The organism is Legionella hackeliae, assembly GCF_000953655.1.
GTDB classification, from domain to species: domain Bacteria; phylum Pseudomonadota; class Gammaproteobacteria; order Legionellales; family Legionellaceae; genus Tatlockia; species Tatlockia hackeliae.
In genome coordinates this window covers 2556268-2578274 of the sequence record NZ_LN681225.1, presented here as the reverse complement: position 1 = coordinate 2578274, position 22007 = coordinate 2556268, and the positions used below count along the sequence as shown (strand labels likewise).

The window sequence follows — 22007 nt, the reverse complement described above, 5'->3', positions numbered from 1 at the left end:
GTCTAAGAATTGATGTTGATAATTGTCTGTTCTAATTTTTTTACCCACGTACACATAGATTTACAAGTTTCTGGTTTATTCACTTGAAAATCTTTTTCTGTGAAGCTTGCAGCTACCAATTCTTTTTTATAGGATTAATGCCTGCTAGGAGACAGTATTTTGCGCTGGCGGCACAATTATAATTAATAAAGTTATAATTTTTTTCTCTTTCTCCTTCTAAGGCTAAAAGTACCAACTCTTCATCCACATAAAAAGGTAGACCCGCTTCCCGAGTAGGGAGATAAATTGGTTCTTCAGCTGATTTTCCTTTCGTATAGTGAATGCTTTGTCGATAGTGTTCTTCTCTTTGCAAATAGTCCACTCGCATCTTGTGAAGAATTTTTAGTCCACTGACTCTACCCATCGACTGTCCTTTTATTATGGGCTCTAATTTCTCTAATCGACGTTGTGCTTTATAGAGGTTTTCAGTAATTGGTTGAAGTTGAGATTGGATAGTTTCCTGACCAGTTTGGTATTTAACTGTAGCTTGACTGATTAATCGTTCGATGGCATCTATTCGTTGCTCGATCAGATTCTGTTCATGAAGAGTGATATCCAGCTGCTGTCGAGATTTATTGCATTCAGCCAAAGTATTGCTATCCTTTTCAATTTTATCCAGATATTTTAATTTCCGCTGAAAAAAATTTGCTTGTTTTGTCAATGACGCATGCTGTTTTTGGAGTTGAGATTGTTCTTTTGCCCACTCTTTTTTATTGGTAAGAAATTGCATTTCTAAGTGCGCTTGTTGATGTAAAAGCAGGTCTTGATGAGAAGTTAAATTTTTGATCTGTTCTTGAAACTCTTGTTTTTGCTCCAAAGCAGTTTCAAGCTCACTAATTTCGGTGGCGAGTTCTTGATTTTCTACTTTCTTTTTCTGATATTCAGAGTTTAGTTTTCTTTTTTCTACACCTGAGATGTCCAGAGCGACATGATGTTTAACTTCAAAAATATCTTTTTCCTGAGCTTCCCGTTCTCTGTCTTCATTATAAGTTACAATTTCGCTAGGAACACGTTTGTGTTTCCGAGCTAGATGCGCCAGGCTTAACAAGTCTTGAGTAACGTGAGTTTTTTGGGGTCTCTCTTTGGGCCAAAAGCTGTGTGTTACGATATTGGCTCTGACCGGTTTTGCTCTCCACCCTTTTAAACTACCTAAATTAGAGACACCAACTAAGTTTTCTTCTGTTGCAGGTTCGCGAATGATAGTCATACTTTTTTCACAGAGTAGTTGATAAGCACTCTCTTCCAGCTGGGAGAAACTTCGAGTTCCTTCAGGCGTGATAATTCTAAAATCCACATGGCCGGAGTTATCTTGGGTAAATTGAGCAAAAAAAAGAACCGATTGCGCTTTTAATTCTTTTGCCAAAAAGACGGGTTGTCGGCATCCAAAAATTGATTTCCAGCATACAATTACAACTATTACTATACTATTTGGCTTTTAAAATAACTTATAAATCTTAAGAGAGTCTTAAAATGCTATGTAAAATCTTACAAGATTTTATCAATGTACAAGAAAAAGTATAAGTTAAAATTGACAAGCTTCTTGTCAACCGTTACAAAGAGAAAAGAATCTTTTATTAATTAAGTTATGGAATACAAAGACTATTATCAAATTATGGGACTTGAGAGGAATGCAACTCCCGAGGATATTAAACGAGCTTATCGCAAACTTGCGCGTAAATATCACCCTGATGTAAGCAAGGAAGCCAACGCAGAAGCAAAATTTAAAGAATTGGGAGAGGCTTACGAAGTATTAAAAGACCCCGAAAAAAAAGCCAAATATGATCGCTATGGTCAATACTGGAAAGAACAAGAGCAGCGACAAAATGCACAGGGTGGAGGACAACAGCATTACTCTCATCATTTTGATGAAGCCGAGATGTCGGGATTTGAAGATTTTCTCAACAGCATTTTTAAAGACCGATTTCGTCAAGAGCAAGCCTCTTTTTATGATCAAGGTCAGGATATTCATGCGAAACTTAATATTACGCTTGAAGAAAGTTTTTATGGTGCTGAAAAAACCTTGCAACTACAAACGCCTATTGTTGATCAACAGGGGCGTATTAGTTATGAAACACGAGCTGTTAAGGTAAAAATTCCTAAAGGAATAGGCAACAAGCAACAAATTCGTTTAAAAGGGCAAGGTGGAAAAGGGACTGGAAGTCAAGCCGGAGATCTTTATATTGAGATTGATTTCAGTCATCACCCATGGTTTCACTTGCATAAAAAGGATATTCATCTCAATCTACCCATTTCACCTTGGGAGGCTGTTTTAGGTGCGACGGTTAAGGTGCCAACGCTTGGTGGCACTGTCAATTTAAAAATTCCCAAACTGTCTCAATCAGGTAAAAAAATGCGCCTTAAAGGACGAGGATTACCGGGGAATCCACCGGGTGATCAATATGTTATCTTACAGATTGTGATTCCTCAGGTTGAAAATGAGCAAGCGAATAAGCTATTTCAGCAACTTGCCGACACTATTTCCTTTAACCCCAGGGAACATTTAGGAGTTAATGAATGACTAAAAGCAAAGGATCAGGCACTGTAGAAGGCGAAGATTGGTTTTATTTGTCGTTACGGGAGGTTACATATTCGTTTGGTGTCTCCAAAGAAACAATCCTGGAAATTATTGATGAAGGAATCGTAACGCCTCAAAAAAGTGAGCAAGAAGAGTTTGTGTTTGACAGTGAAGCAATTCGCAGCATTGGTACGGTTTTAAGACTAAATCGAGATTTAGGTGTTAATTTGGCTGGGGCAGGCTTGGCATTGGAGCTCTTACAGGAAATTGAACACTTAAAAATGCTCCTTGAGCAAAAATTATAATTGGGATTTTCCCAGCAATTCATGATTGGCAAATAAATTTGCAAGTTAATCATTTTGCTGTTAAGTTGTGCGCGAATAGGTCACCCATGGATGATGGGTGATTGGTTGAATGAGGAGAAATAATGAGAAGATATGGCCGTATGGTATTGATTAGTTTAGGTTTTTTTGCAATGACAGGTTGCCAAGTGCTAACTGGTGGAAATGTTTTTTCCCCGCGCCTTTCTGATGACACCATCACTACTTCTGTTAGTCAAGCGATGATGAATAATCAAAATTTAATCAACGTTCCCATCCATGTGGAAACGCACCAAGGCAATGTTATCCTAAGTGGTTATGTAAAAACCATCCGTCAAAGTGACACTGCTGGTGAAGTTGCGTCAAAAGTCCACGGCGTCAAAACCGTACAGAATAATCTAATTGTACGTAAGTGGTAAGTAATATTCGTCATTCTTGCTCTTGCGAGGATGACGAAATCTTAAGAACTAGCTACCAAAGGTAAATGTATATACCTGTAGTCCCGGAGTCTCTGCTCTTATTTCCAATATGCCCTGGGCAAATTGTTCCAGAGATATTACTTCATAAATTGAATGCCTGGTAACAGTAATCGTACTATCGGTTACGTCTTTACCTTGTTGGCTAAAAATTGGTTTGTTATTCAAAAACACCTTAACTTTAATAGGCGCAGGTGTTGCATTACCCATTACTATGAAAACTTTGCGGGCATTATAATGGATTTTCAATGCAGCATTGGCTTGGGTAGAAGTAATTTTATCGGCAGTTACTTGCCAGAATCCATCTAAAGCCCAGGCATTGCGAAGCAAGTCTTGGGGAAAATGATAGTGATTCGACGCATCACGTACTATATCGGGACTTAGACTTTTATCTGCTCTTGCATAACCTAGATAAGTTTCAGGCGTTTGCCCAAAAACATAACGTTCTTCTTTAAGCAGGGTAGGCATGTCAAAGGAGTCAAGATTAAGCAAATAACGAATATTATTTTCAGTGACATCATAATCTCCCTCACCAAAATACTGATAAACCACTTTACCGTTTTTATTGATCAAATAATGGGCGGGCCAATAGTGATTGTTATAATTACGCCAAGTTGCAAATTGATTATCCAGCGCTACGGGGTAGTGAATTCCATAACGTTTGACTGCATTTTGTACATTTGCCAAATTCTTTTCAAAATCAAATTCGGGAGAATGGATTCCAATAATTACCAAGCCTTGATTTTGATATTTGTTATACCAAGCTTTTAAGTAGGGGATTGTTCGAATGCAATTAATGCAGGAGTAGGTCCAAAAATCGATAAGAACTACCTTACCTTGTAAATCAGACAGTTTTAACGGTGGGGAATTTATCCACGCTTCGATTCCTTCAATCGGCGGGGCTTTATAGGGTAACCACAATCCATTTTGCAACATAGTAGCGGTTTTAATCGTGGTTTGCGCTGTGGAAGTAGATTGTGTTGTCTCCTGATAAATCATATAAGCCACTGCAGCAATAATGATCAAGCCTAATATTTTTCGAAAGAAAGTTGCTTTGGTTTTAAAGAAACGAAATGTTTCTATAATTTTTATGCCATACAACGAAATAATTAACATGGGTATAGCAGCACCCAAAGCAAAGCTCACTAGAATGAAAAAGCTGACTATAGTCGTTTTCTGCAATACAGTTTGTACAATTACAGCGGCTAAAATAGGCCCGGCACAAGGTGTCCAAATAATTGCAATTAAACTCCCTATAAAAATACCACTGACAAAGCCGCCTTGAGGATTGTTATTTATCAAACCAGTTACACCGACCATGCGCTGTAATAGGTTAGTAAATTTTTCACTTAAAAAAGATGACATCATGATAATCCCGAGCAGCAGAAGAATGCCATAAGAAATATGACGAATTAAATCAAGATCGATCCCGGAATATTGAACCAACTGTCGGGAGAAAAAGGCAACAAGACTAAAACTAATTACAAATCCGGTAATAATACCAAAAGGACGTTTTCTACTTCCACTTAAAGAGCCTGCCAATACAATGGGTAAAATGGGAAGAATGCAGGGAGAAATGATAAGGGCAAATCCCTCAAAGAAAGCCAAAATAATATCAAGAAAATTAACTGGCATAGCAATTAACCCTTAAAAGGCAGTGTAATAAACTGCCTTTTTGGAAGTAGTGAAATTAGGATTTCTTTTTAGCAACTATCTTAAAATTAACTTTAACCTCATCTTTGATCTCATTAGTACTTGACCATTCACCCTGACCAACACCAAAGGTATTGCGCTTTAACGTGGTTTCTCCCTCGACTAAAGCCATACCGGGAGATGTTTCATTGGCGGTGAACAGCAATTTTACCGGTGCAGATTTATCACGAATAGTGAGTGTTCCATTGGCTTCATAGGTTTTTTCCCCTGTCTTATTAAAATCAGACGATTTAAATTCAGCTGTGGGGAAAAGTTTGATATTAAACCAGTCAGAGGTAATGAGTGTATCTTTTAAGTCAGAATAGGATGCGGAAAGAGAAGTCATATCCACAATGATTTCAATGCTACTGGCTTTATAGTTTTCTGGATCCACCAAAATTTTGCCAGAAAATTTTTTAAACTCACCTTTTGCAGGGGCATTATTTTGTGTGGCGGTAAAACTTAGCTTACTCTCATTGGGGATAATTTCCCATTCACTGATAGCCGCATTGGCTAAGGCTGAGGACAGAGTAAAAAATAACCCTACTAATGTTTTAAAAGTATTTATTTTCATTAGATCATTCTCCGTAAAATATCATCTTTGTTGATAAAATGATGTTTTAAAGCCGCAGCAACATGTAATGCTATAAAGGCAATTAAGCCATACGCTAGCCACTCATGAATTTCTTCGAAAATAGGTCGTAAATCTTCATTAGGAGCAATTAAATCAGGCAAAGTGATGAGCCCAAAAAAAGAGGCGGGGAGACCCGCTGCAGAGGTAATGAGCCATCCTGTAATTGGCAGAGCAAACATAAAACCATAAAAAATCCAATGAACTGCGCGAGCAGCAAATTTTTCCCAAGCGGGTAATGGCAATTTGGGGGTAATATTAATCCACCGCCATGACACTCTTAAAATCGCAAGACCTAATACGAGAAAACCATATTCTTTATGTAAACCATAAAGTTTGAGTTTCTCTAGACTTATTGGGAGCTTTACCATGTAAAGCCCCAAAATTAAAAGCCCAATCATTAAAACTGCTAGCAGCCAATGAAAGAAAATACTTACAAAGCCGTAAGCATTTTCATTGTTTTTTAGACGCATTATTGGTTCCTTGACTGTCTTCCTTTGTTTTCGATGTATCATCAGCTTTATAGGCTTCTGCTTCGATAGTGATTTTAATGTCATCACCCACTTTAGGAAGAAAAGCATTAATACCAAAATCAGAACGTTTGATAGTGGTGGTAGCGCTAAAGCCTGCTGTCATCCGCTCAGTAACGGGATTTTGTCCGACATTATTTAAGGTAACATCCAAGGTAACTGGTTTGGAAATCCCGTGCAGAGTCAGTGTTCCATAGACTTTTGCAGAATTTTTGGAAAGAACCTCAACTTTATTGCTCACAAAAGTAGCTGTGGGGAAATGTTCGACATCAAAAAAAAGTTTGGCTTTTAAATGCTTGTCTAATTCTGGTATCCCGGTAATTATATCGGCAATTTTTATAGTGACATCTACTTTGCTGTTCTCTGGTTTATCCTTATCTAAAACAAGAGTGCCATTGACATACCATTTACCCGATTGCGTTGAAAATCCTAAATGGCTCACCTGCCAAAGTACATAACTATGTTGATTATCGAGAATCAGTGTTTCAGCTGAGGAGGCAGTGAATGAAGCTGACAATAATAAAATACTCGATAAAAATAAACGCTTAAAATTTCCTATCATAACGAACTCCCTGAGGTTTAATGCATTTAATTGGAAGATTTTGGTTTGTCTTGAGCTGTTAGCTGACCGCCAACAAGTCTCTCACATATTCCTTTAGGAAGAAAAATAAAAGCATCGGCTTGATTGTCTTTGCTGGATGAGCCTGCACAGGAGGCCGTGGCCGTTGCACAATCATTCATGCCTGCTTTGACTATGCCATAGCATTTTTCAGTAGCTTGTGTTGAGGATTGTTGACTGGCCATTACAGCATTGGTGGCCGCTAATGTTAAGAAAGCAGTAATGGCAGAGGCAACGAGTAATTCTTTTTGTTTCATGACGACTCCTGGTCAAGTTTAATTTCCGATAACAACTCTGATTGTATCCAACCTTTTAACAGGGAAGCGGCTTGCATCCCAACTTGTTCCTCATCATGCCATTCGCATAACCCAGCGCAGATTTCCCCAAAATTTGCTCCCTGAATCATTGCGTTAAGCGCCCAACTCTCGTCAGCAGCTAAAGAATAAAAGCGACTCATGTAATTGCTGCGCCATATTACCCAGGATACTGGTTGCAACTTTTTGTTTGGTTCTGGGGGTGTTTGTTGATTAGCAATGGCTTGCCATATAGGAACTATGTTCCAATAAAAACATTCTTGTTGCAAGGATGGATGAGGAAGGAAACGCATGTTGGCCCACGAAGAAGGAGAAACCCGAGTCATTTCTTCCATGGTGACAATTTTTGCATCTGCAGCATCGAATGCTACACTCAGACACCATTCAAATTGAGCTAATTCAGCCAAACAATCCTCAGCCAGCTCCTTTAAAAAAGAACTAAAATTATCACCAAACCAACGAATAGAACGATAAGATGAGGGATTTTTTTCAAGATAAGCATTCCCTATTGTTTGAAATACTTTAAAGCCAATATAAGTTTTTAGTGTTGGGTAATTGCTTGCAAGACACTCTATAAGCCGAATGCGATAAGCATCCCGGTAAATATCAAGACGTTTTGCAGCAGATATTTTCTCTGAATTGACAATATGCTGTTCGATAATTTTAGAATCAGAAAGCAAATAATTTTGAAACATTTCCTGCAGGCTGAATAAAGTATTCATATTGTTAACTCGACAATTGATGCTGCTATTTTTCTAGCATTTTCTAATTCAAGTACAAGCTCTGCTAACGGTGGAATATTGTCATCTCGTTCTATCATTGTGGATACTGGACCAAATCGTTTGATAGCTTGAGCATAGAGTTCCCAAACGGGTTGAATAACAGGGGCATCATGTGTATCTATAATATAGTCCCCAAAATTAGAATGTCCTGCAAGATGAATTTGGACAATCCGGTCAGTAGGAAGATGATTTAAATAATCCAAGGCATTAAATTCATGATTAATGGAGCTAACATAAATATTGTTAACATCACATAAAAGATAACAATCGGCACGTTGAGCGATTTCGGAAACAAATTCCCACTCCGTCATTTCGGAGTCTTTATAACTAAGATAGCTTGATACATTTTCAATGAGTATTTGACGGCCCAGATAATCCTGGACTTGCTGAATGCGTGAAACAATATATCCAATAGCATCCAGTGTATAGGGAATAGGGAGCAGATCGTGCAAATTTAAACCTTGAACTCCTGTCCAACATAAGTGATCTGAAATCCATTTCGGTTCAATGCGAGTCGCTAATTCTTTTAATTGTTTTAGATAATCCCAGTCAAGTGTGTCAGAACTTCCAATTGATAAAGAGACACCATGCATAACAAGAGGGTAACTTTGGCGAATTTTATCCAAAAAATAGAGTGGCTTGCCTCCAGGAATCAAATAATTCTCTGTTATGATTTCAAACCAATCAATTGCAGGAGGATGCTGCAAAATTTCTTCATAGTGTTCAGGTCTTAATCCAAGACCAAAACCAAGGTAGGGCAGCTTTCGTTGTATATTGGAACGCATAAAGTAAAAAGTTATGAGATAAACCAGGGAGGTCTGAGCCTACCCCTGGCTTACGATCAGTATTAATGAGAGGACTTGTCATCAGAGTTATTTGATGAATCAACAACAGTACCACCTGCTTTTTCACACTCATCTTTGGTCATCATAGTAATACCTTGACCTTTGCAAGAGTTCTCGCCTTTGCAAGAATTAGTAGCAGTCTTGCAAGCGCTTTGGCCTTTACAAGAATTGACGCCTTTACATTGAATTTGTGCATCAGAAGCAGTAGTTGCAGAAGAAGCGAATACTGGAGCCATAGAAAACATTGCTGCTGCGCCAACAGCTAACGCTGCACCGGTTAATTTGATTTTGCTCATAACAGTTCCTTCGTTAAATAAAATCGTATAACCATTAATTTTGAATTAATGGAGCCTATCAGCTGAAGTAGTGTAGAGAGTATAATTTAACGCTGTCAAGATTTTTCATGAAAAAATAATTTATTATCAATGGAGTTGAATAAATATTTAATCATTCGTTAACATCACGAAGTGATATTATTCAATAAACTGGATGTCAACAATGACACCCAGTTGTGTTTATTACTCATAAGCTGCAAGCGCTGCTTTAATTTGAGGGCGTTTACTGAGATGTTGATACCATTCCACTAGATGCGGAAATTTGTGCTCATCAAGAGGAGTTTGATAGAAATTTTCATAGCAATATATCCAAGGCCAAATTGCCATGTCCGCAATAGTATAGTCATTACTGCTGATGTATTCATGTTGTACTAACTCTTTATCCATGACCGCCATTAGACGCTGTACTTCCTCGAAATAGCGTTTTTGAGCATAAGGCACTTGTTCTGTTGCATAGCGATGAAAGTGACCATATTGTCCAAACATGGGTCCCACATGTGCTGCCTGGAAAAAGGACCATTTCATCACGTTAAATTTATGCTTAAGTTCCTGGGGTAAAAATTGTTGGTGCTTCTCAGCAAGATACTGAAGGATGGCAACACTTTCAAATAAATAAAAATCTTCTTCAGAGTCATAAATAGCGGGAATCTTATTATTAGGAGAAAAACGCAAAAATTCAGGTGCAAATTGTTCGCCTTCTTGAATGTTAATTAATTTTATTTCATAAGGTGCGCCTATTTCCTCAAGCATAATTGTAGGTTTAATGCCGTTGGGTGTTTTAAATGAATATAAGGTATACATAACGGTCCCTGTCTTGTTGATGTGTTTTTCGTTTAAAGAGAATGCGGCTGAATCCAACCCATGCTAAATGCTAAAAATAAAAATAAGAATAAAATCAATGATAATCCAATACGCCATGTTAATGCTTTAACTGTACGTTTGGTTTTGCCCTCATCCTTGACCAAGAAGATTAGGCTGCTTCCCAAAGCACCTAAAATAATTAGCATCACAATAAGGATGATAGCTTTAGTGAACATTTGTTATACTCCACGTTTTTGAGTTCAACTGAACGTCATTATTGATAGAAGATAAAAATGCTGAGTTTAACCTGTTTTAATCGGCGTTTCACGCCTAACTGGAAAATGACTGTATTAGCTTGTATTGTGATATTGCTTTTTATCCGTCTGGGGTTATGGCAATTGCATCGTGCTGAGGAAAAAAAACAGATACTTGCGACAGACGCTGAATTTGCCACAAAGTCCATAATTTCCTGGGATTCTGATTTAACATTACCCAAACAATATCAACGCATTAAAGTAAAGGGACAGTTTTTAAAAGAAACAATCCTATTGGATAATCAGCATTATCAACATCAGTTTGGCTATGATGTACTTAGCCCATTATTATTACCATCTGGGAAAGTAGTGTTGATTGATAGAGGTTGGATTGCGGGAGAACTATCGAGACAACAATTTCCCACTCCCAAAATACCCAATGAGGTTTTGGAAATGATGGGGAGTGTTTATTATCCTTCAGAGAAGAGCTGGGTTTTAGGACCTGCTCTTGAAAAAAAGGAGAAGGTAACCTTGGTAGAGCGGGTTGATACTGAATTAATCAGCCAATTTTTGCATAAACCGGTCTATCCGTTTATCATTCGCCTGGACAAAACTGAACATCATGGTTATGTGCGAGAGTGGGCTATCGTTGCAATGCCACCTGCGCGCCATTATGGCTATGCATTGCAATGGTTTTCTATGGCTTTGGTAATCTTGATTTTATTTATTTCACTAAATTTTAAGAAATTGAATCACAATGGCAACACGTAAATCACTTGTTTTAATAGTATTGATGATGGTATTTGCAGCACCGGGCCTGGTTGCTTATCTTTTTTTTACGCATCCACAGTGGCTTGGAGCCGCAACAACCAATCGAGGAGTGCTCCTAAACCCCTCTATTCGATTTGTCAAAATTAATGACAAAGAGAAGTGGCGTCTTATACTTTGGAATCCAGGAGCTTGTGATAAGAACTGTCTTGAGCAACTTGATAAGCTGGCGCGAATTCGCCTCGCTCTGGGACGACATTTGTATGAAGTAGATCAGTGGCTAATTACCGATGAAACTGTAGAATTACCTGCTTCTTTGCTTCATTTATTCAAGGAGGAGGATATTCAAGTTCGTCGTTTGTCTCAGGAAGAGCATAGTCAGTTCAAAATTCTAAATGCAAAATCCCAGGTGTTTATTGCTAATCCTGATGATTATCTCATCCTGACCTATGCTCAGGATGCGAAACCTGATGCAATATTTCATGACATTAAACACTTATTAAGTGTGGATAAAAAGAATGGCTGAGCAAAAACAATTTAAATTGATACGTAGGGCAGCGACTATTGCTGTAATTTTGGCATTATTTGTCGTCATGTTGGGGGCTTATACCCGTTTAACCGATGCTGGATTAGGTTGTCCTGATTGGCCAGGATGCTATGGCCATATAGTTTTGCCAAATAGCCAACCAGCCCTTGAGTCGGCACAAAATCAGTACCCACAAATGCCTATAGAATCCAGAAAAGCCTGGACTGAGATGGCGCATCGTTATGCAGCAGGGACTTTGGGGATTTTGATTTTTTTCATAGGCACTGCGGTGCTGTTAAGACGTATTCAAGGGGCAAAATTACCTTGGCAATTGCCTTTAATTCTGGTGATTTTGGTTTTATTTCAGGCTGCTTTAGGCATGTGGACTGTGACATTAAAATTATTACCAGTCGTTGTCATGGGGCATTTGCTTGGTGGAATAGCTATTTTTTCTTGTTTAAGTCGCTTTCGCCTGCAACTAAGCCCCGTGGTTCCAGCCAAGTTACCCCAATGGCATTTTTGGGTGGGGCTTGGCGCTGTTATCGTGTTTCTGCAAATCGCCCTAGGGGGCTGGGTTAGCTCAAATTATGCCGGGATTGCTTGTATTGGTTTCCCACAATGCAATGGTCAATGGTTCCCTACACTACATTTTGCTGAAGGGTTTAATTTGTTTTCTCAAGTGGGTGAAAATTATCAGGGTGGTCTTCTTGATAATGATGTCAGAATGACAATTCAATATACTCACCGATTAGGGGCGATAATTACAGCGCTTTATGTCCTTGTATTGTCATTGCTTTGTCTGACAAAAACCTCAGAAAAAAGTCTTCGTCTCTGTGCGGTATTCGCCATTTTGCTGATAATCGTGCAATTTACCCTTGGTATTGTCAACGTCGTTTATTTGCTGCCTTTATGGGTTGCTGTAGCGCACAATGGTGTTGCTGCCATTTTACTGGCAACGATGCTGGTGATGCTTTATCTGACGGAGGGGAGATTGGCCAATGCGAGCTAAAGTGAATCCTGGATTAAGTGTAAATTGGCGTGATTATATAGAGCTTTGTAAGCCACGCGTGGTCGCACTAATGCTCCTTACTGTCATTGTAGGAATGTATTTAGCTTCTCCAGGCTGGGTATCTTTGTCTACCCTGCTAACCTCACTTTTGGGGATAGCTTGTTGTGCAGGTAGTGCTGCAGCGATTAACCATTTGGTGGATAAGCGAATTGATTCAATTATGACTCGTACAAGCAAAAGACCAGTTGCTCAAGGTCGTGTCTCGGTTAAACAAGCGATGTATTTTGCCTTTTTGCTAGGTATGTTCGGACTTGTGATTTTAGCCCTATTTGTTAATAGTCTGACAGCAATACTGACGTTTATTACACTAATTGGTTATGCTGGTATCTATACGGGTTATTTAAAACGAGCAACACCACAAAATATTGTCATTGGTGGCTTGGCTGGGGCTGCTCCCCCCTTATTAGGATGGACAGCGGTTACTAATCATTTAGATCCTCAGGCCTTGCTATTAGTTTTAATTATTTTTACCTGGACGCCCCCACACTTTTGGGCCCTGGCAATTTATCGTTTTGAAGAGTATAAAAATGCAGAAATCCCTATGCTCCCTGTGACTCATGGTGTTGCATTTACTAAATTAAACGTCCTTTTGTATACTATTTTATTACTGGTTGTTAGCATATTGCCCTTTATAGTAGGCATGAGTGGTTGGTTATACCTCACGGGTGCTGTTTTATTAGGTCTGCGGTTTTTGTATTGGTCTATTGTTTTATTCCGTAGCGAAAAACCGGTTATAGCTATGCGTACCTTTCGCTTTTCAATTGTTTATTTAATGATGTTGTTTGTTTTTTTATTAATTGATCATTATATCTAAGGGGATAAGATGTCTGCCAATATTAATCCTAAGACCTTGATAGGGGTGATTGCGCTTGCCTTGGTCGCTATTCTAGGTGGTGTATTAGTTGCCCAGCATGTAAACGCAGGAAAGAAAATTGATCCGGAACAATTTAATGGCACTTTCCTTGAAACACCGCGAGAGATTAATCAATTTGCATTAACTGGAATTGATAACCAACCGTTTAATAATCAAAGCTTAAAGGGTCAATGGACAATGGTCTTTTTTGGTTTTACCAATTGCGGCTATTTGTGCCCAACGACTATGTCAGAGTTGGCTAAGATGTACCGAACTCTTGAAGAGGAAGGCATTCAACCCTTGCCCAGGGTGGTTATGATCTCTATTGATCCAGAAAGAGATAATTTGGAGAAGCTGGACCATTATGTAAAAGCCTTTAATCCCCATTTTTATGGTGCCAGGGGAACGGATGAAATTGTTAAACAAATGACGCATGAGATGGGTGTGGCCTATGCCAAAATAGCAATACCAAATTCTAATGATCCTAATAATTATGATGTACAACATAGCGGGGCAGTGATGTTATTTAATCCCCAGGGTGAGCTTAACGCGTTCTTTACCACTCCTCATCAAGCCAATCTTTTAGCAAAAGATTATCAACTATTAGTGTCATAACTCGTTATTAAATTTTAATTGAATAGGTTATACCCGAAACACTGTTCGGGTATAACAACCCATATTGAGAAAAAAGTATAAAAAACTCTTGGGTTTACATGCCAAGGTTCAAAATTTGAGCTAGGCTTTTCTTATCACCACAAAAAATAATAATTTAAGGAAGTTTTGATCCATGAAAATTGCGATTTTATCTACTAATCCTCAGCTTTATTCACACCGGCGACTAAAGGAAGCTGGCGAGGAGGCAGGTCATGAGATCAGTATAATTAATCCCCTTTATTGCTACATGAATGTCGCCACTTCAAATCCTCAGGTTCACTATCGTGGAGGCGAGGCTTTGCCAAAATATGATGCGGTTATACCTAGGATAGGAGCTTCACTCACGTTTTATGGCACTGCCTTATTACGGCATATGGAAACCATGGGAATGTATACTTTGAATGAATCGATTGCTATTTCACGTTCGCGAGACAAATTTCGAGCATTGCAACTTTTAGCCCGAAAGGGTATTCCAATGCCTCGTACAACCTTTGCGCTATCTCCAGATGATACCGATGATTTGATTGATATGGTTGGTGGAGCCCCAGTAGTCATTAAACTATTAGAAGGAACACAAGGCAAAGGGGTTATCCTTGCTGATAGTCATCAATCAGCCGTAAGTATCATTAATGCCTTTAAGGAAATGTCGACTAATATCCTTATTCAGGAATTTATTGTGGAGTCCAGAGGGACTGATATTCGTTGTTTTGTTATAGGCGATAAAGTTGTGGCAGCGATAAAGCGCCAAGCCAAAGAAGGGGAGTTTCGCGCAAATGTTCACCAGGGTGGCAAAGCATTAAAAATAAAACTTTCGCCTCAAGAACGTGCTATTGCTGTTGCTGCAGCCAAGACAATGGGATTAAAAGTAGCGGGTGTTGATTTAATTCGTTCAAATCATGGGCCTTTGGTCCTGGAAATAAATTCATCTCCGGGGCTGGAGGGGATTGAAAAGGCGACGCACGTCAATATCGCTGGCAAAATTATTCAGTATATTGAGAAAAATGCGAAGCCTAAGAGCATCAATCAAAGGTTCCAAGGATGAAAAAAAGAGCGTCTATCGTCATTGCCAATGAAACCATCAAGGCAGGACAATCACGATGCGTTAAACTCTCACTGGCGATGTTATACACGTCAACTCCAATTGAAATTCCCGTGTATGTCTTTCACGGGAAAAAAGAAGGTCCTGTGTTGTTTGTGACCGCGGCTATCCATGGTGACGAAATCAATGGCGTTGAGATTATTCGACGCGTTCATCATGCGCCACAACTTAAACGTTTGCGCGGTACATTGATTACTATTCCTATCGTAAATGTTTACGGTTTCTTTCTTCATTCACGTTATTTACCCGATAGACGTGATTTAAATCGTCAATTCCCTGGACGAGAGAAAGGTTCAATGGCCTCGAAACTTGCTAATCTGATAATGACTGAGATTGTTGAACACTCTACGCATGGTATAGATTTGCATACAGGAGCCATCCATCGTTCCAATTACCCACAAACGCGTTTTAGTCACCAATGCGAGCAATCTGCTGTCTTGGCGGAAGCGTTTGGTGCTCCTATTATGGTTGCTGCGAATATGCGCGATGGATCTCTACGAGAGGCTACCGATAATATGGATATTCCCATGATTATCTATGAAGGAGGAGAGGCGCTACGTTTTGATGAGTTAGCGATTAGAATAGGTGTCAGAGGGGTATTAAATGTAATGACCTTTCTCCAAATGTTTTCTCCTTCACAAAGTAAAATGAGAAAACGAAGGAAGAGGAAGGATGAAATTTCTACAATTGCGGAATCAACATTTTGGGTCAGAGCCTCAGAGAGTGGTGTTTTGATCAATTGTAAATCTCTTGGTGAGAAGGTATCCAAGGGAGAGTTGCTTTGCACGATTGTTGATCCATTGGGGGATAATGAGATTAAAGTCAAAAGCCCCTGTGCTGGAGTTATTATTGGTAAAACAAATATTCCTTTAGTGAACGAGGGTGATGCTATTTTTCATATTGCATTATTTGAGGATTTGCGCAATCTTCAGTTACCTGATGACGATCTTGACGATTGGGATTGAGTTCTTTTGTTACGCGCGGGTTTTCTTCTGTTTCTGGTCACTTTTGCCAATTAGCCATTCTGCATTGACCTCTAATTCCTCTGCGATACTATTTAAAAGCTTTTGATCAGGAATAACGACTCCATTTAAGAACGCCTCTGCCTTAAATTTGGGAATTTTTACCAGTTTGGCGAAAGCTTCTATCCTCTCTTCACTGCGGGGTGGAACGCCAATAGTATCAAGTTCTTTGTTAAGACGCTCTGCAAATTGTCTGTAGTGCATAGATAACCTCGAATTGAAGAGATCGATAGTGATTATGTAACTCTATAGCATAAAAAAAGGCTTTTGCAACTATTTTCAAAATCAATTACTTAACCATTCTGACAGAGAAGCAACCCAAAGATCACTGTCATTAATACAAGGAATTACTGTGAAATGCTCTCCGCCTAACTCTTGCCATTGCTCTTTCGCACGAATTCCAATTTCTTCAAGAGTTTCAAGACAATCGGCGACAAAAGAAGGGCATGCGACAGCAAGACGCTTTATGCCCTTTTGGGCTAATTCAGGCAGTATATTATCGGTATAGGGTTGTATCCATGGTGTTTTCCCTAACCGCGATTGAAATGCTGTGGTGTATCGTTCATTGCTTAATCCCAACTGTTTAGCTAACTCATAACTGGTTGCATAGCATTGTGCTTTGTAGCAGGTTCGGTTAGTTTCATTGATTTTTGGACAGGGAGTATCACAAACAGACTTGCAATGGCCTTGTGTGAGGTGACGCTCGGGTATCCCATGATAGCTGAATAAAATAAAATCATGAGTTTCCAGGTGAGGTTGAATAAGGGCTGCTTGTGATTTAATGAATGCAGGATGTTTGTAGAAATCTCGAATGATTGTTAATGATGGGAAAACTTTATTAGGACTCAATAATTGTAGAACTTTTTCAATAGAAGAACCCGATGCGGCAGAAGAAAATTGTGGGTATAAGGGTAAAACCGTAATATGGTCACAATTGCTTAACTCTTTAAGAGCGCTTTCTAAGGAAGGATTCCCATAGCGCATACCTAAAGCAACTGTCCATTGTTCACCAAGATGTTGTTGTAATTTGCTTTGCAAATTGCGGCTGTGAATCAGTAAAGGAGAGCCATCCTTTGTCCAAATCGCTTGATAAGCGTGTGCAGATTGCTTCGGCCTAAATGGTAAGATAATCAGGTAGAGTATTAAATATCGAAGTGGTGCCGGTAAATCAATAACACGTTTGTCGGCAAGAAATTCGCGTAAATAGCGCCTTACAGCTAAAGGCTCAGGATTATCAGGGGTACCTAGATTAATGAGTAGCAGACCATTTTTTGTCATAAAGCATCAGCAAAACAGAATTAAATAAATTTAACACAGCAGCAAATGCTGCTGTATTTCTTAAGAAAACTTAAGCGCTAGTTTCTTCGGCGACTAGAGCTATTACATTAGAAGCATGTAAACCACGTTCTCCTTTTTCAAGATCATAGCTTACTTGTTGTCCTGGAACTAGTGTTTTATAACCAGTACCATGAATTGCAGAGAAATGTACAAATACGTCTTCACCACCACCTTCCGGTACAATAAAACCCCATCCTTTGGCATTATTGAACCACTTGACTTCGCCTGTAGCCATAAATCCTCCTTTTGCTAAAGCTATCAATCGTCAACAGTATAAGCAGTTGAGCAATTGCATTCATCCTTAAATGACAATTGTTATGAAGCCCATCTTTACGTGGGTTATCTCACCATAGCTTAAAATAGGACTAAGTCTCAATAGTTTTTAAAAAAAATTGAGTAATTTACACTATAAACGGGTAATTACTTACCAAGTATGGCTATATAATAACCAATTGCATACCAAAATAGGCATTTACGTGACGGGCCTCATTGAGAATGTAGTGAAGCAACCTATACTGGCTAACTAAAGATTGTATTGGATTGCTTCGGGTTGCTGGTAAAGACGGAACTGAGTAATCATTCACTTCATCTAGATAAGAGTTGTTTTCTCCTAGCGATCAAAAAAAATGTGTTTCTCGTAATGTCGCTATAAATCGCTGAGCATCATCGCTGAGTTTATGTGCTTTACGATAAATAATAAAATAATGAACATTAAAGGCGTCATGCTCGTAAATAGTGACTAAGTCTTTGTCAACAATGTTTTTAGGAAGAAAACACCAACCTAAACCTAATTTAGCCAACTTCAATAAAGCAAAAATAGGCTCTGCTTCATGTTGAGCCTCTAATACCAAATTTTTCCTAAATAAATATTCCTCCAAAATCTGCCGCGGGGGCGCATATTTAGGCATCACTATCCCAGGATATTCCAAAATTTTACGCAGGTTTAAATTTTTTTCTTGATATAACGCATGATATCGAGAAACTTTAATGACATAGGGCAAGGAGAATATGGGGATTAACTCAAATTCATGGGAAATTTTGCTGCTAATACAATTAAGACAAATTTCTATTTCCCGGTTTCGCAAAGCCCTGAAACTCATCAAGGGAGAAAGGTAGCTCACAGAAAAATCTAAATTCGCATGTTCTCTGTCAAAATAGGCCAATAAATCTGGAAGCATAAAACTTCCTATCAAAAAATCCACCCCGATTCTTAGTGGTTTTTTTTCTTTATCAAGAAACTGACGAACGGCAGATATCCCTGATTGAATAGTTTGTAACGCTTCAATTACATGGGGAAGAAAAATTTTTCCGGCCTCAGTTAATATCAAACGATTATGTTCTCTAATAAATAATGGTGTTTTAATTTCAGCTTCTAATGTAGCAATTCGCTTACTAATCGCTGATTGAGTAATGTAAAGATAATCTGCAGCAAGTGTGAAGGATTGAAAATCAGCTGCAGCAATGAATGCCCTTATTTGATTAATATCCATTTTTTAAGAGAAAAGGGTGAGAGTACTTTAAGTATATGCAAGCTTTTTCAAGAAAGGGTAGGACGAGTGAATAGGCTATAATTTATCCATCAATACATACTATGGATAGGTTATGTATAAATTGACAAGTCAACATCGCATCACAATTTATAATATTCCCGGTAGAGATATCACTGTCGTTCAAGGGAATAGCGGAATTGTTTATCCATTTTACAAATCAACAGGTCACAATAGCCAAAGTCAAGAGACATGGTTTCCCTGGATGGGGTATTTTGCACCACACCCATTAGGACAGACTCTAGTGCAGTTTAAAAATGAAATTTACATGGTTAAACCCGGACCGTGTTCTGTGTCAGAAAAAGTCCAGGAAATAATAAAAAAACATTTAGGCAATAAAGCAAACAGCTTTATTCATCGTTTTGGAAATGATGAAGCATTGGCAATTTCTTGCTCTTTTGGAGGTGGAGAATGGGAAAAAAATCCTGGTTTGAAAGATGAAATTATCAATTCCTCACCGCTGAATAAATATGTGAAAAAACTGAAGATAGAAGCTGTTAACCAAGTGCAAGTGCAAATACCACAAAAAAGAAAACTCATTCGATTCGTCGGAAAAAATTGTTCATGCACGGCGTATAATATCCAGGCTATTGTGGCTGAAAAGATGGAAACTATTACCGCTGAAGAATCCAAAAAGTATGTTTCGGAGTTTTTAGTACAGGATAGACAAAATTTTCCTTCTGCAGATGACTTATTTAGTATCGAATGTTCTTCTCACGCAAGACGAATCAGATTTAATTATTTAGATAAGCTTGGTCATAAAAGTCCCGCGAGGGAAAACACTCATGAATTGAATAGTATTACTCCGCCCAAAGATCCCTAGAGATAAAATTAGATAATGTAGCTTTGTCTTTTCTATGTGAAAATACGTTGAGTTATTAGTCCATTTGTAGAGGGCATAATGAGTTTTGAAGTTGATAGTCGAATAAAGATGAGTTCATTCTGGTTAGGCGACTGGCCATTATCATCTGTTTATTTAAAAAATGAGGTTCATTTCCCTTGGGCAATCTTAGTTCCACGAGAACAAGACGCACAAGAAATTTATCAATTATCGCCAAACAATCGCACGCAACTAATGCATGAAATTTCTGCCTTGTCACAAGTTATGAATGATTGTTTTAAACCTGATAAATTAAATATTGGTGCTTTAGGAAATATTGTGCCGCAACTTCATATCCATGTAGTGGCACGATTTCACAATGATAAACATTGGCCTCATAGCATTTGGCAACCCAATTCATCGACCTCTACTTATAGTTCTGAACATGCCGCTGAGTTAGTTCAAACACTACGTAAGCAACTAGCGGATATTTTCATATTCAGGTAGTGGTTTTTGATTAGGAAATATTTCCTCCAGAGACACTGAAAAACCATCCTCTCTAACTATTCGTGCATGCTTGCGTTGTAATTGTCTTGGCTCCTCAACGCCGCAGGAATGACAGAGAATGGCAACTTCATGAGCCATGTTGTTAGCATAATGGTATACGCGCTCTGCTTTATCGGTCACGACAAGTCCGCGCTGTAAACGAGTATTATGGGTAGTAATTCCTGTGGGGCATGTATTTTTGTGACATTGCATTGCTTGTATACAGCCTAAAGCAAACATGAAACCGCGAGCTGAGTTTACAAAATCAGCACCAGCACAAAGAGCCCAGGTAACACTGGAAGGCGTTATAAGTTTACCACTAGCGATAACTTTTATGCGCTCACGTAAATTATAAAGAATGAGAATATCTACTAATCGTGGTAAAGATTCCTGAATTGGAATACCCATGTAATCCATTAAACCCTGAGGTGATGCGCCAGTACCACCATCAGCACTGTCAAGGGTAATAAAATCGGGAGCGAATTTGATGCCTCTCTTGTGAATGGTTTTACATAAGTCGTGCACCCATTCGTAACTACCTAACACAAATTTGCAGCCAACAGGTTTGCCTGTTACCTCGCGCACATGCTCTATGTTATCCAACAATTCATCAACACTGCTAATATCAATGTGACGGTTTGGACTAATGGAATCCACATAGGGTAATATTCCTCGAATTTGAGCAACTTCTTCAGTCACTTTCACAGCAGGAAGAATTCCACCTTTGCCTGGTTTGGCACCTTGGCTAAGTTTAATTTCAAACATCTTAATGCAATCAATTGCTGCAAGTTCTTTCAAGCGTTGATCAGATAAATTTCCGTCTGCATCCCGGACACCATACTTGGCTGTTCCTATTTGTGCAACCACATCGCAACCAGACTCCAAATGATAAGGAGAAACGCCGCCTTCGCCTGTGTTGAGCCAGCAGCCAGCCTTCTTAGCGCCTTTAGCCAATGCCTGAATAGCTGGTTTTGAAATAGAGCCATAACTCATCGCAGAAATATTAAAAATATGATTGGAGGTGTAAGGCTGTCGACAATAAGGTCCGATAGTTAATGGTCGAATCGTTGCCATATCCGTTGCAAGGGGAGGGAATGGTGCGCTAACAAAATAAACTGTGCCCGTATTATGTAAAGGTCTTGTTGAGCCAAAACCAATAGTTGTATCCACATTTTTTGCTGCACGATATACCCAGGAACGTTCGGCGCGATTAAATGGCATTTCTTCTCTGTCGTTCGCAAAAAAATATTGGCGGAAAAATTCCCCCAGAAACTCAAAAAAATAACGGAAATGGCCAAGCACAGGATAGTTACGTAAAATCGCATGATGTTTCTGACGCCTATCCCATAGGTAAACAAAAATGAGTACAGTAATTAAGCCCACTACAAGTAAAAGTAGAATTAACTCATTTAATTCCAAGGCACGCAGGAAAAAAACATCTTTCTTTTTAAGTTGAAGAGTTTCCACGATCAATACTTCCTTACTAACTTCTCTACAATAACCTCATAGCCAAAGTTTCATTTAAAACTTAATTACTCTAAGTGGTAATGCGATGATAGTCTATATAAAAATTTTAAAGATCTGTCTTGTTAATTTTTAGTACATAATGGAA

28 protein-coding genes are annotated in these 22007 nt (G+C 38.7%); 12 read left to right on the top strand and 16 right to left on the bottom strand.

Annotation, left to right across the window (positions count from 1 at the left end):
* Window positions 1–112: 112 nt before the first annotated feature.
* Window positions 113–1402, bottom strand: a complete 1290-nt coding sequence (locus LHA_RS11400; RefSeq protein ID WP_045106659.1) for a hypothetical protein — start codon at window positions 1400–1402, stop codon at window positions 113–115.
* Window positions 1403–1624: 222 nt separating this feature from the next.
* Here LHA_RS11400 and LHA_RS11395 point away from each other — a divergent pair, with 222 nt between their 5' ends.
* The 3 genes from LHA_RS11395 to LHA_RS11385 all read left to right on the top strand — a co-directional run bounded on the left by LHA_RS11395 (window position 1625) and on the right by LHA_RS11385 (window position 3293).
* Window positions 1625–2557: a DnaJ C-terminal domain-containing protein gene (locus LHA_RS11395; protein ID WP_045106658.1), complete on the top strand. Its 933-nt coding sequence runs from the start codon at window positions 1625–1627 to the stop codon at window positions 2555–2557.
* On the top strand, window positions 2554–2859 hold the full coding sequence (locus LHA_RS11390; RefSeq protein WP_045106657.1) for a chaperone modulator CbpM: 306 nt from the start codon (window positions 2554–2556) through the stop codon (window positions 2857–2859). The genes LHA_RS11395 and LHA_RS11390 overlap by 4 nt, the downstream gene beginning before the upstream one ends.
* Window positions 2860–2981: 122 nt before the next feature.
* Window positions 2982–3293: a BON domain-containing protein gene (locus tag LHA_RS11385; RefSeq protein ID WP_052673700.1), complete on the top strand. Its 312-nt coding sequence runs from the start codon at window positions 2982–2984 to the stop codon at window positions 3291–3293.
* Window positions 3294–3341: 48 nt separating this feature from the next.
* Here LHA_RS11385 and LHA_RS11380 read toward each other — a convergent pair whose 3' ends face one another.
* The 10 genes from LHA_RS11380 to LHA_RS11335 form a co-directional block, all read right to left on the bottom strand.
* On the bottom strand, window positions 3342–4985 hold the full coding sequence (locus LHA_RS11380) for a cytochrome c biogenesis protein DipZ (protein WP_045106655.1): 1644 nt from the start codon (window positions 4983–4985) through the stop codon (window positions 3342–3344).
* A gap of 55 nt (window positions 4986–5040) precedes the next feature.
* Window positions 5041–5616, bottom strand: coding sequence for a YceI family protein (locus LHA_RS11375; RefSeq protein ID WP_045106654.1), 576 nt, complete (start codon window positions 5614–5616; stop codon window positions 5041–5043).
* A complete protein-coding gene (locus tag LHA_RS11370) occupies window positions 5616–6146 on the bottom strand; it encodes a cytochrome b (RefSeq protein ID WP_045106653.1) in 531 nt (176 codons plus the stop codon). The genes LHA_RS11375 and LHA_RS11370 overlap by 1 nt, the downstream gene beginning before the upstream one ends.
* Window positions 6127–6765, bottom strand: a complete 639-nt coding sequence (locus LHA_RS11365; RefSeq protein WP_065238321.1) for a YceI family protein — start codon at window positions 6763–6765, stop codon at window positions 6127–6129. Before LHA_RS11365 ends, LHA_RS11370 begins: the two co-directional genes overlap by 20 nt.
* Before the next feature lie 26 nt (window positions 6766–6791).
* Entirely contained in the window at window positions 6792–7079 is a 288-nt protein-coding gene (locus LHA_RS11360) for a BufA1 family periplasmic bufferin-type metallophore (RefSeq protein ID WP_045106652.1), read from the bottom strand.
* Window positions 7076–7858, bottom strand: coding sequence for an HvfC/BufC N-terminal domain-containing protein (locus tag LHA_RS11355; protein WP_045106651.1), 783 nt, complete (start codon window positions 7856–7858; stop codon window positions 7076–7078). Before LHA_RS11355 ends, LHA_RS11360 begins: the two co-directional genes overlap by 4 nt.
* Entirely contained in the window at window positions 7855–8703 is an 849-nt protein-coding gene (bufB, locus tag LHA_RS11350) for an MNIO family bufferin maturase (RefSeq protein ID WP_045106650.1), read from the bottom strand. Before bufB ends, LHA_RS11355 begins: the two co-directional genes overlap by 4 nt.
* A 62-nt stretch (window positions 8704–8765) precedes the next feature.
* Window positions 8766–9059 carry a BufA2 family periplasmic bufferin-type metallophore gene (bufA2, locus tag LHA_RS11345; RefSeq protein WP_045106649.1) on the bottom strand — a complete coding sequence of 98 codons (294 nt, stop codon included), beginning with the start codon at window positions 9057–9059 and terminating at the stop codon, window positions 8766–8768.
* Window positions 9060–9281: 222 nt separating this feature from the next.
* A complete protein-coding gene (locus LHA_RS11340) occupies window positions 9282–9899 on the bottom strand; it encodes a glutathione binding-like protein (RefSeq protein WP_045106648.1) in 618 nt (205 codons plus the stop codon).
* A gap of 32 nt (window positions 9900–9931) precedes the next feature.
* The gene (locus tag LHA_RS11335; protein WP_045106647.1) at window positions 9932–10135 is read right to left on the bottom strand and encodes a twin transmembrane helix small protein; all 204 of its coding nucleotides are present in this window, start codon (window positions 10133–10135) and stop codon (window positions 9932–9934) included.
* A 57-nt stretch (window positions 10136–10192) separates the two neighbouring features.
* Here LHA_RS11335 and LHA_RS11330 point away from each other — a divergent pair, with 57 nt between their 5' ends.
* The 7 genes from LHA_RS11330 to LHA_RS11300 all read left to right on the top strand — a co-directional run bounded on the left by LHA_RS11330 (window position 10193) and on the right by LHA_RS11300 (window position 16087).
* Window positions 10193–10924 (top strand): SURF1 family protein, encoded by a 732-nt coding sequence (locus LHA_RS11330; RefSeq protein ID WP_045106646.1) that lies wholly within the window; start codon window positions 10193–10195, stop codon window positions 10922–10924.
* Complete coding sequence (locus tag LHA_RS11325; protein WP_045106645.1) at window positions 10911–11447, top strand: hypothetical protein; 537 nt, start codon at window positions 10911–10913, stop codon at window positions 11445–11447. The genes LHA_RS11330 and LHA_RS11325 overlap by 14 nt, the downstream gene beginning before the upstream one ends.
* On the top strand, window positions 11440–12456 hold the full coding sequence (locus LHA_RS11320; RefSeq protein WP_045106644.1) for a COX15/CtaA family protein: 1017 nt from the start codon (window positions 11440–11442) through the stop codon (window positions 12454–12456). The genes LHA_RS11325 and LHA_RS11320 overlap by 8 nt, the downstream gene beginning before the upstream one ends.
* Window positions 12446–13330, top strand: coding sequence for a heme o synthase (gene cyoE, locus LHA_RS11315; protein ID WP_045106643.1), 885 nt, complete (start codon window positions 12446–12448; stop codon window positions 13328–13330). Before LHA_RS11320 ends, cyoE begins: the two co-directional genes overlap by 11 nt.
* A gap of 9 nt (window positions 13331–13339) precedes the next feature.
* On the top strand, window positions 13340–13984 hold the full coding sequence (locus LHA_RS11310; RefSeq protein WP_045106642.1) for an SCO family protein: 645 nt from the start codon (window positions 13340–13342) through the stop codon (window positions 13982–13984).
* 172 nt (window positions 13985–14156) lie between these two features.
* Entirely contained in the window at window positions 14157–15065 is a 909-nt protein-coding gene (rimK, locus tag LHA_RS11305) for a 30S ribosomal protein S6--L-glutamate ligase (protein ID WP_045106641.1), read from the top strand.
* Complete coding sequence (locus LHA_RS11300; protein WP_045106640.1) at window positions 15062–16087, top strand: succinylglutamate desuccinylase/aspartoacylase family protein; 1026 nt, start codon at window positions 15062–15064, stop codon at window positions 16085–16087. The genes rimK and LHA_RS11300 overlap by 4 nt, the downstream gene beginning before the upstream one ends.
* Window positions 16088–16096: 9 nt before the next feature.
* On the opposite strand, the gene LHA_RS11295 is transcribed toward LHA_RS11300, so the two are convergent.
* From LHA_RS11295 to LHA_RS11280, 4 genes are all read right to left on the bottom strand, one after another.
* Window positions 16097–16348: a hypothetical protein gene (locus LHA_RS11295; RefSeq protein ID WP_045106639.1), complete on the bottom strand. Its 252-nt coding sequence runs from the start codon at window positions 16346–16348 to the stop codon at window positions 16097–16099.
* An 81-nt stretch (window positions 16349–16429) separates the two neighbouring features.
* The gene (gene hemH, locus LHA_RS11290; protein ID WP_045106638.1) at window positions 16430–17422 is read right to left on the bottom strand and encodes a ferrochelatase; all 993 of its coding nucleotides are present in this window, start codon (window positions 17420–17422) and stop codon (window positions 16430–16432) included.
* Between the two features lie 70 nt (window positions 17423–17492).
* Window positions 17493–17717, bottom strand: coding sequence for a cold-shock protein (locus LHA_RS11285; RefSeq protein WP_045106637.1), 225 nt, complete (start codon window positions 17715–17717; stop codon window positions 17493–17495).
* Window positions 17718–18099: 382 nt separating this feature from the next.
* Complete coding sequence (locus LHA_RS11280; RefSeq protein ID WP_045106636.1) at window positions 18100–18972, bottom strand: LysR family transcriptional regulator; 873 nt, start codon at window positions 18970–18972, stop codon at window positions 18100–18102.
* A gap of 112 nt (window positions 18973–19084) precedes the next feature.
* Here LHA_RS11280 and LHA_RS11275 point away from each other — a divergent pair, with 112 nt between their 5' ends.
* Entirely contained in the window at window positions 19085–19852 is a 768-nt protein-coding gene (locus tag LHA_RS11275; RefSeq protein WP_045106635.1) for a hypothetical protein, read from the top strand.
* Window positions 19853–19930: 78 nt separating this feature from the next.
* On the top strand, window positions 19931–20356 hold the full coding sequence (locus LHA_RS11270; protein WP_045106634.1) for an HIT family protein: 426 nt from the start codon (window positions 19931–19933) through the stop codon (window positions 20354–20356).
* Here the strand turns inward: LHA_RS11270 and LHA_RS11265 are convergent.
* The gene (locus tag LHA_RS11265) at window positions 20330–21862 is read right to left on the bottom strand and encodes an FMN-binding glutamate synthase family protein (RefSeq protein ID WP_197541142.1); all 1533 of its coding nucleotides are present in this window, start codon (window positions 21860–21862) and stop codon (window positions 20330–20332) included. The two genes, LHA_RS11270 and LHA_RS11265, sit on opposite strands and share 27 nt — an antisense overlap.
* Window positions 21863–22007: the final 145 nt, after the last annotated feature.

Coding starts and splice junctions, on each gene's coding strand:
- LHA_RS11270 (WP_045106634.1), top strand. CDS start 19,931: ATGAGTTTTGAAGTTGATAGTCGAATAAAGATGAGTTCATTCTGGTTA.
- LHA_RS11340 (WP_045106648.1), bottom strand. CDS start 9,899: ATGTATACCTTATATTCATTTAAAACACCCAACGGCATTAAACCTACA.
- LHA_RS11295 (WP_045106639.1), bottom strand. CDS start 16,348: ATGCACTACAGACAATTTGCAGAGCGTCTTAACAAAGAACTTGATACT.
- bufA2 (WP_045106649.1), bottom strand. CDS start 9,059: ATGAGCAAAATCAAATTAACCGGTGCAGCGTTAGCTGTTGGCGCAGCA.
- LHA_RS11360 (WP_045106652.1), bottom strand. CDS start 7,079: ATGAAACAAAAAGAATTACTCGTTGCCTCTGCCATTACTGCTTTCTTA.
- LHA_RS11300 (WP_045106640.1), top strand. CDS start 15,062: ATGAAAAAAAGAGCGTCTATCGTCATTGCCAATGAAACCATCAAGGCA.
- LHA_RS11285 (WP_045106637.1), bottom strand. CDS start 17,717: ATGGCTACAGGCGAAGTCAAGTGGTTCAATAATGCCAAAGGATGGGGT.
- LHA_RS11380 (WP_045106655.1), bottom strand. CDS start 4,985: ATGCCAGTTAATTTTCTTGATATTATTTTGGCTTTCTTTGAGGGATTT.
- LHA_RS11355 (WP_045106651.1), bottom strand. CDS start 7,858: ATGAATACTTTATTCAGCCTGCAGGAAATGTTTCAAAATTATTTGCTT.
- bufB (WP_045106650.1), bottom strand. CDS start 8,703: ATGCGTTCCAATATACAACGAAAGCTGCCCTACCTTGGTTTTGGTCTT.
- LHA_RS11325 (WP_045106645.1), top strand. CDS start 10,911: ATGGCAACACGTAAATCACTTGTTTTAATAGTATTGATGATGGTATTT.
- LHA_RS11335 (WP_045106647.1), bottom strand. CDS start 10,135: ATGTTCACTAAAGCTATCATCCTTATTGTGATGCTAATTATTTTAGGT.
- LHA_RS11330 (WP_045106646.1), top strand. CDS start 10,193: ATGCTGAGTTTAACCTGTTTTAATCGGCGTTTCACGCCTAACTGGAAA.
- LHA_RS11390 (WP_045106657.1), top strand. CDS start 2,554: ATGACTAAAAGCAAAGGATCAGGCACTGTAGAAGGCGAAGATTGGTTT.
- LHA_RS11375 (WP_045106654.1), bottom strand. CDS start 5,616: ATGAAAATAAATACTTTTAAAACATTAGTAGGGTTATTTTTTACTCTG.
- LHA_RS11310 (WP_045106642.1), top strand. CDS start 13,340: ATGTCTGCCAATATTAATCCTAAGACCTTGATAGGGGTGATTGCGCTT.
- LHA_RS11385 (WP_052673700.1), top strand. CDS start 2,982: ATGAGAAGATATGGCCGTATGGTATTGATTAGTTTAGGTTTTTTTGCA.
- rimK (WP_045106641.1), top strand. CDS start 14,157: ATGAAAATTGCGATTTTATCTACTAATCCTCAGCTTTATTCACACCGG.
- LHA_RS11280 (WP_045106636.1), bottom strand. CDS start 18,972: ATGGATATTAATCAAATAAGGGCATTCATTGCTGCAGCTGATTTTCAA.
- LHA_RS11395 (WP_045106658.1), top strand. CDS start 1,625: ATGGAATACAAAGACTATTATCAAATTATGGGACTTGAGAGGAATGCA.
- LHA_RS11370 (WP_045106653.1), bottom strand. CDS start 6,146: ATGCGTCTAAAAAACAATGAAAATGCTTACGGCTTTGTAAGTATTTTC.
- LHA_RS11275 (WP_045106635.1), top strand. CDS start 19,085: ATGTATAAATTGACAAGTCAACATCGCATCACAATTTATAATATTCCC.
- hemH (WP_045106638.1), bottom strand. CDS start 17,422: ATGACAAAAAATGGTCTGCTACTCATTAATCTAGGTACCCCTGATAAT.
- LHA_RS11320 (WP_045106644.1), top strand. CDS start 11,440: ATGGCTGAGCAAAAACAATTTAAATTGATACGTAGGGCAGCGACTATT.
- LHA_RS11365 (WP_065238321.1), bottom strand. CDS start 6,765: ATGATAGGAAATTTTAAGCGTTTATTTTTATCGAGTATTTTATTATTG.
- cyoE (WP_045106643.1), top strand. CDS start 12,446: ATGCGAGCTAAAGTGAATCCTGGATTAAGTGTAAATTGGCGTGATTAT.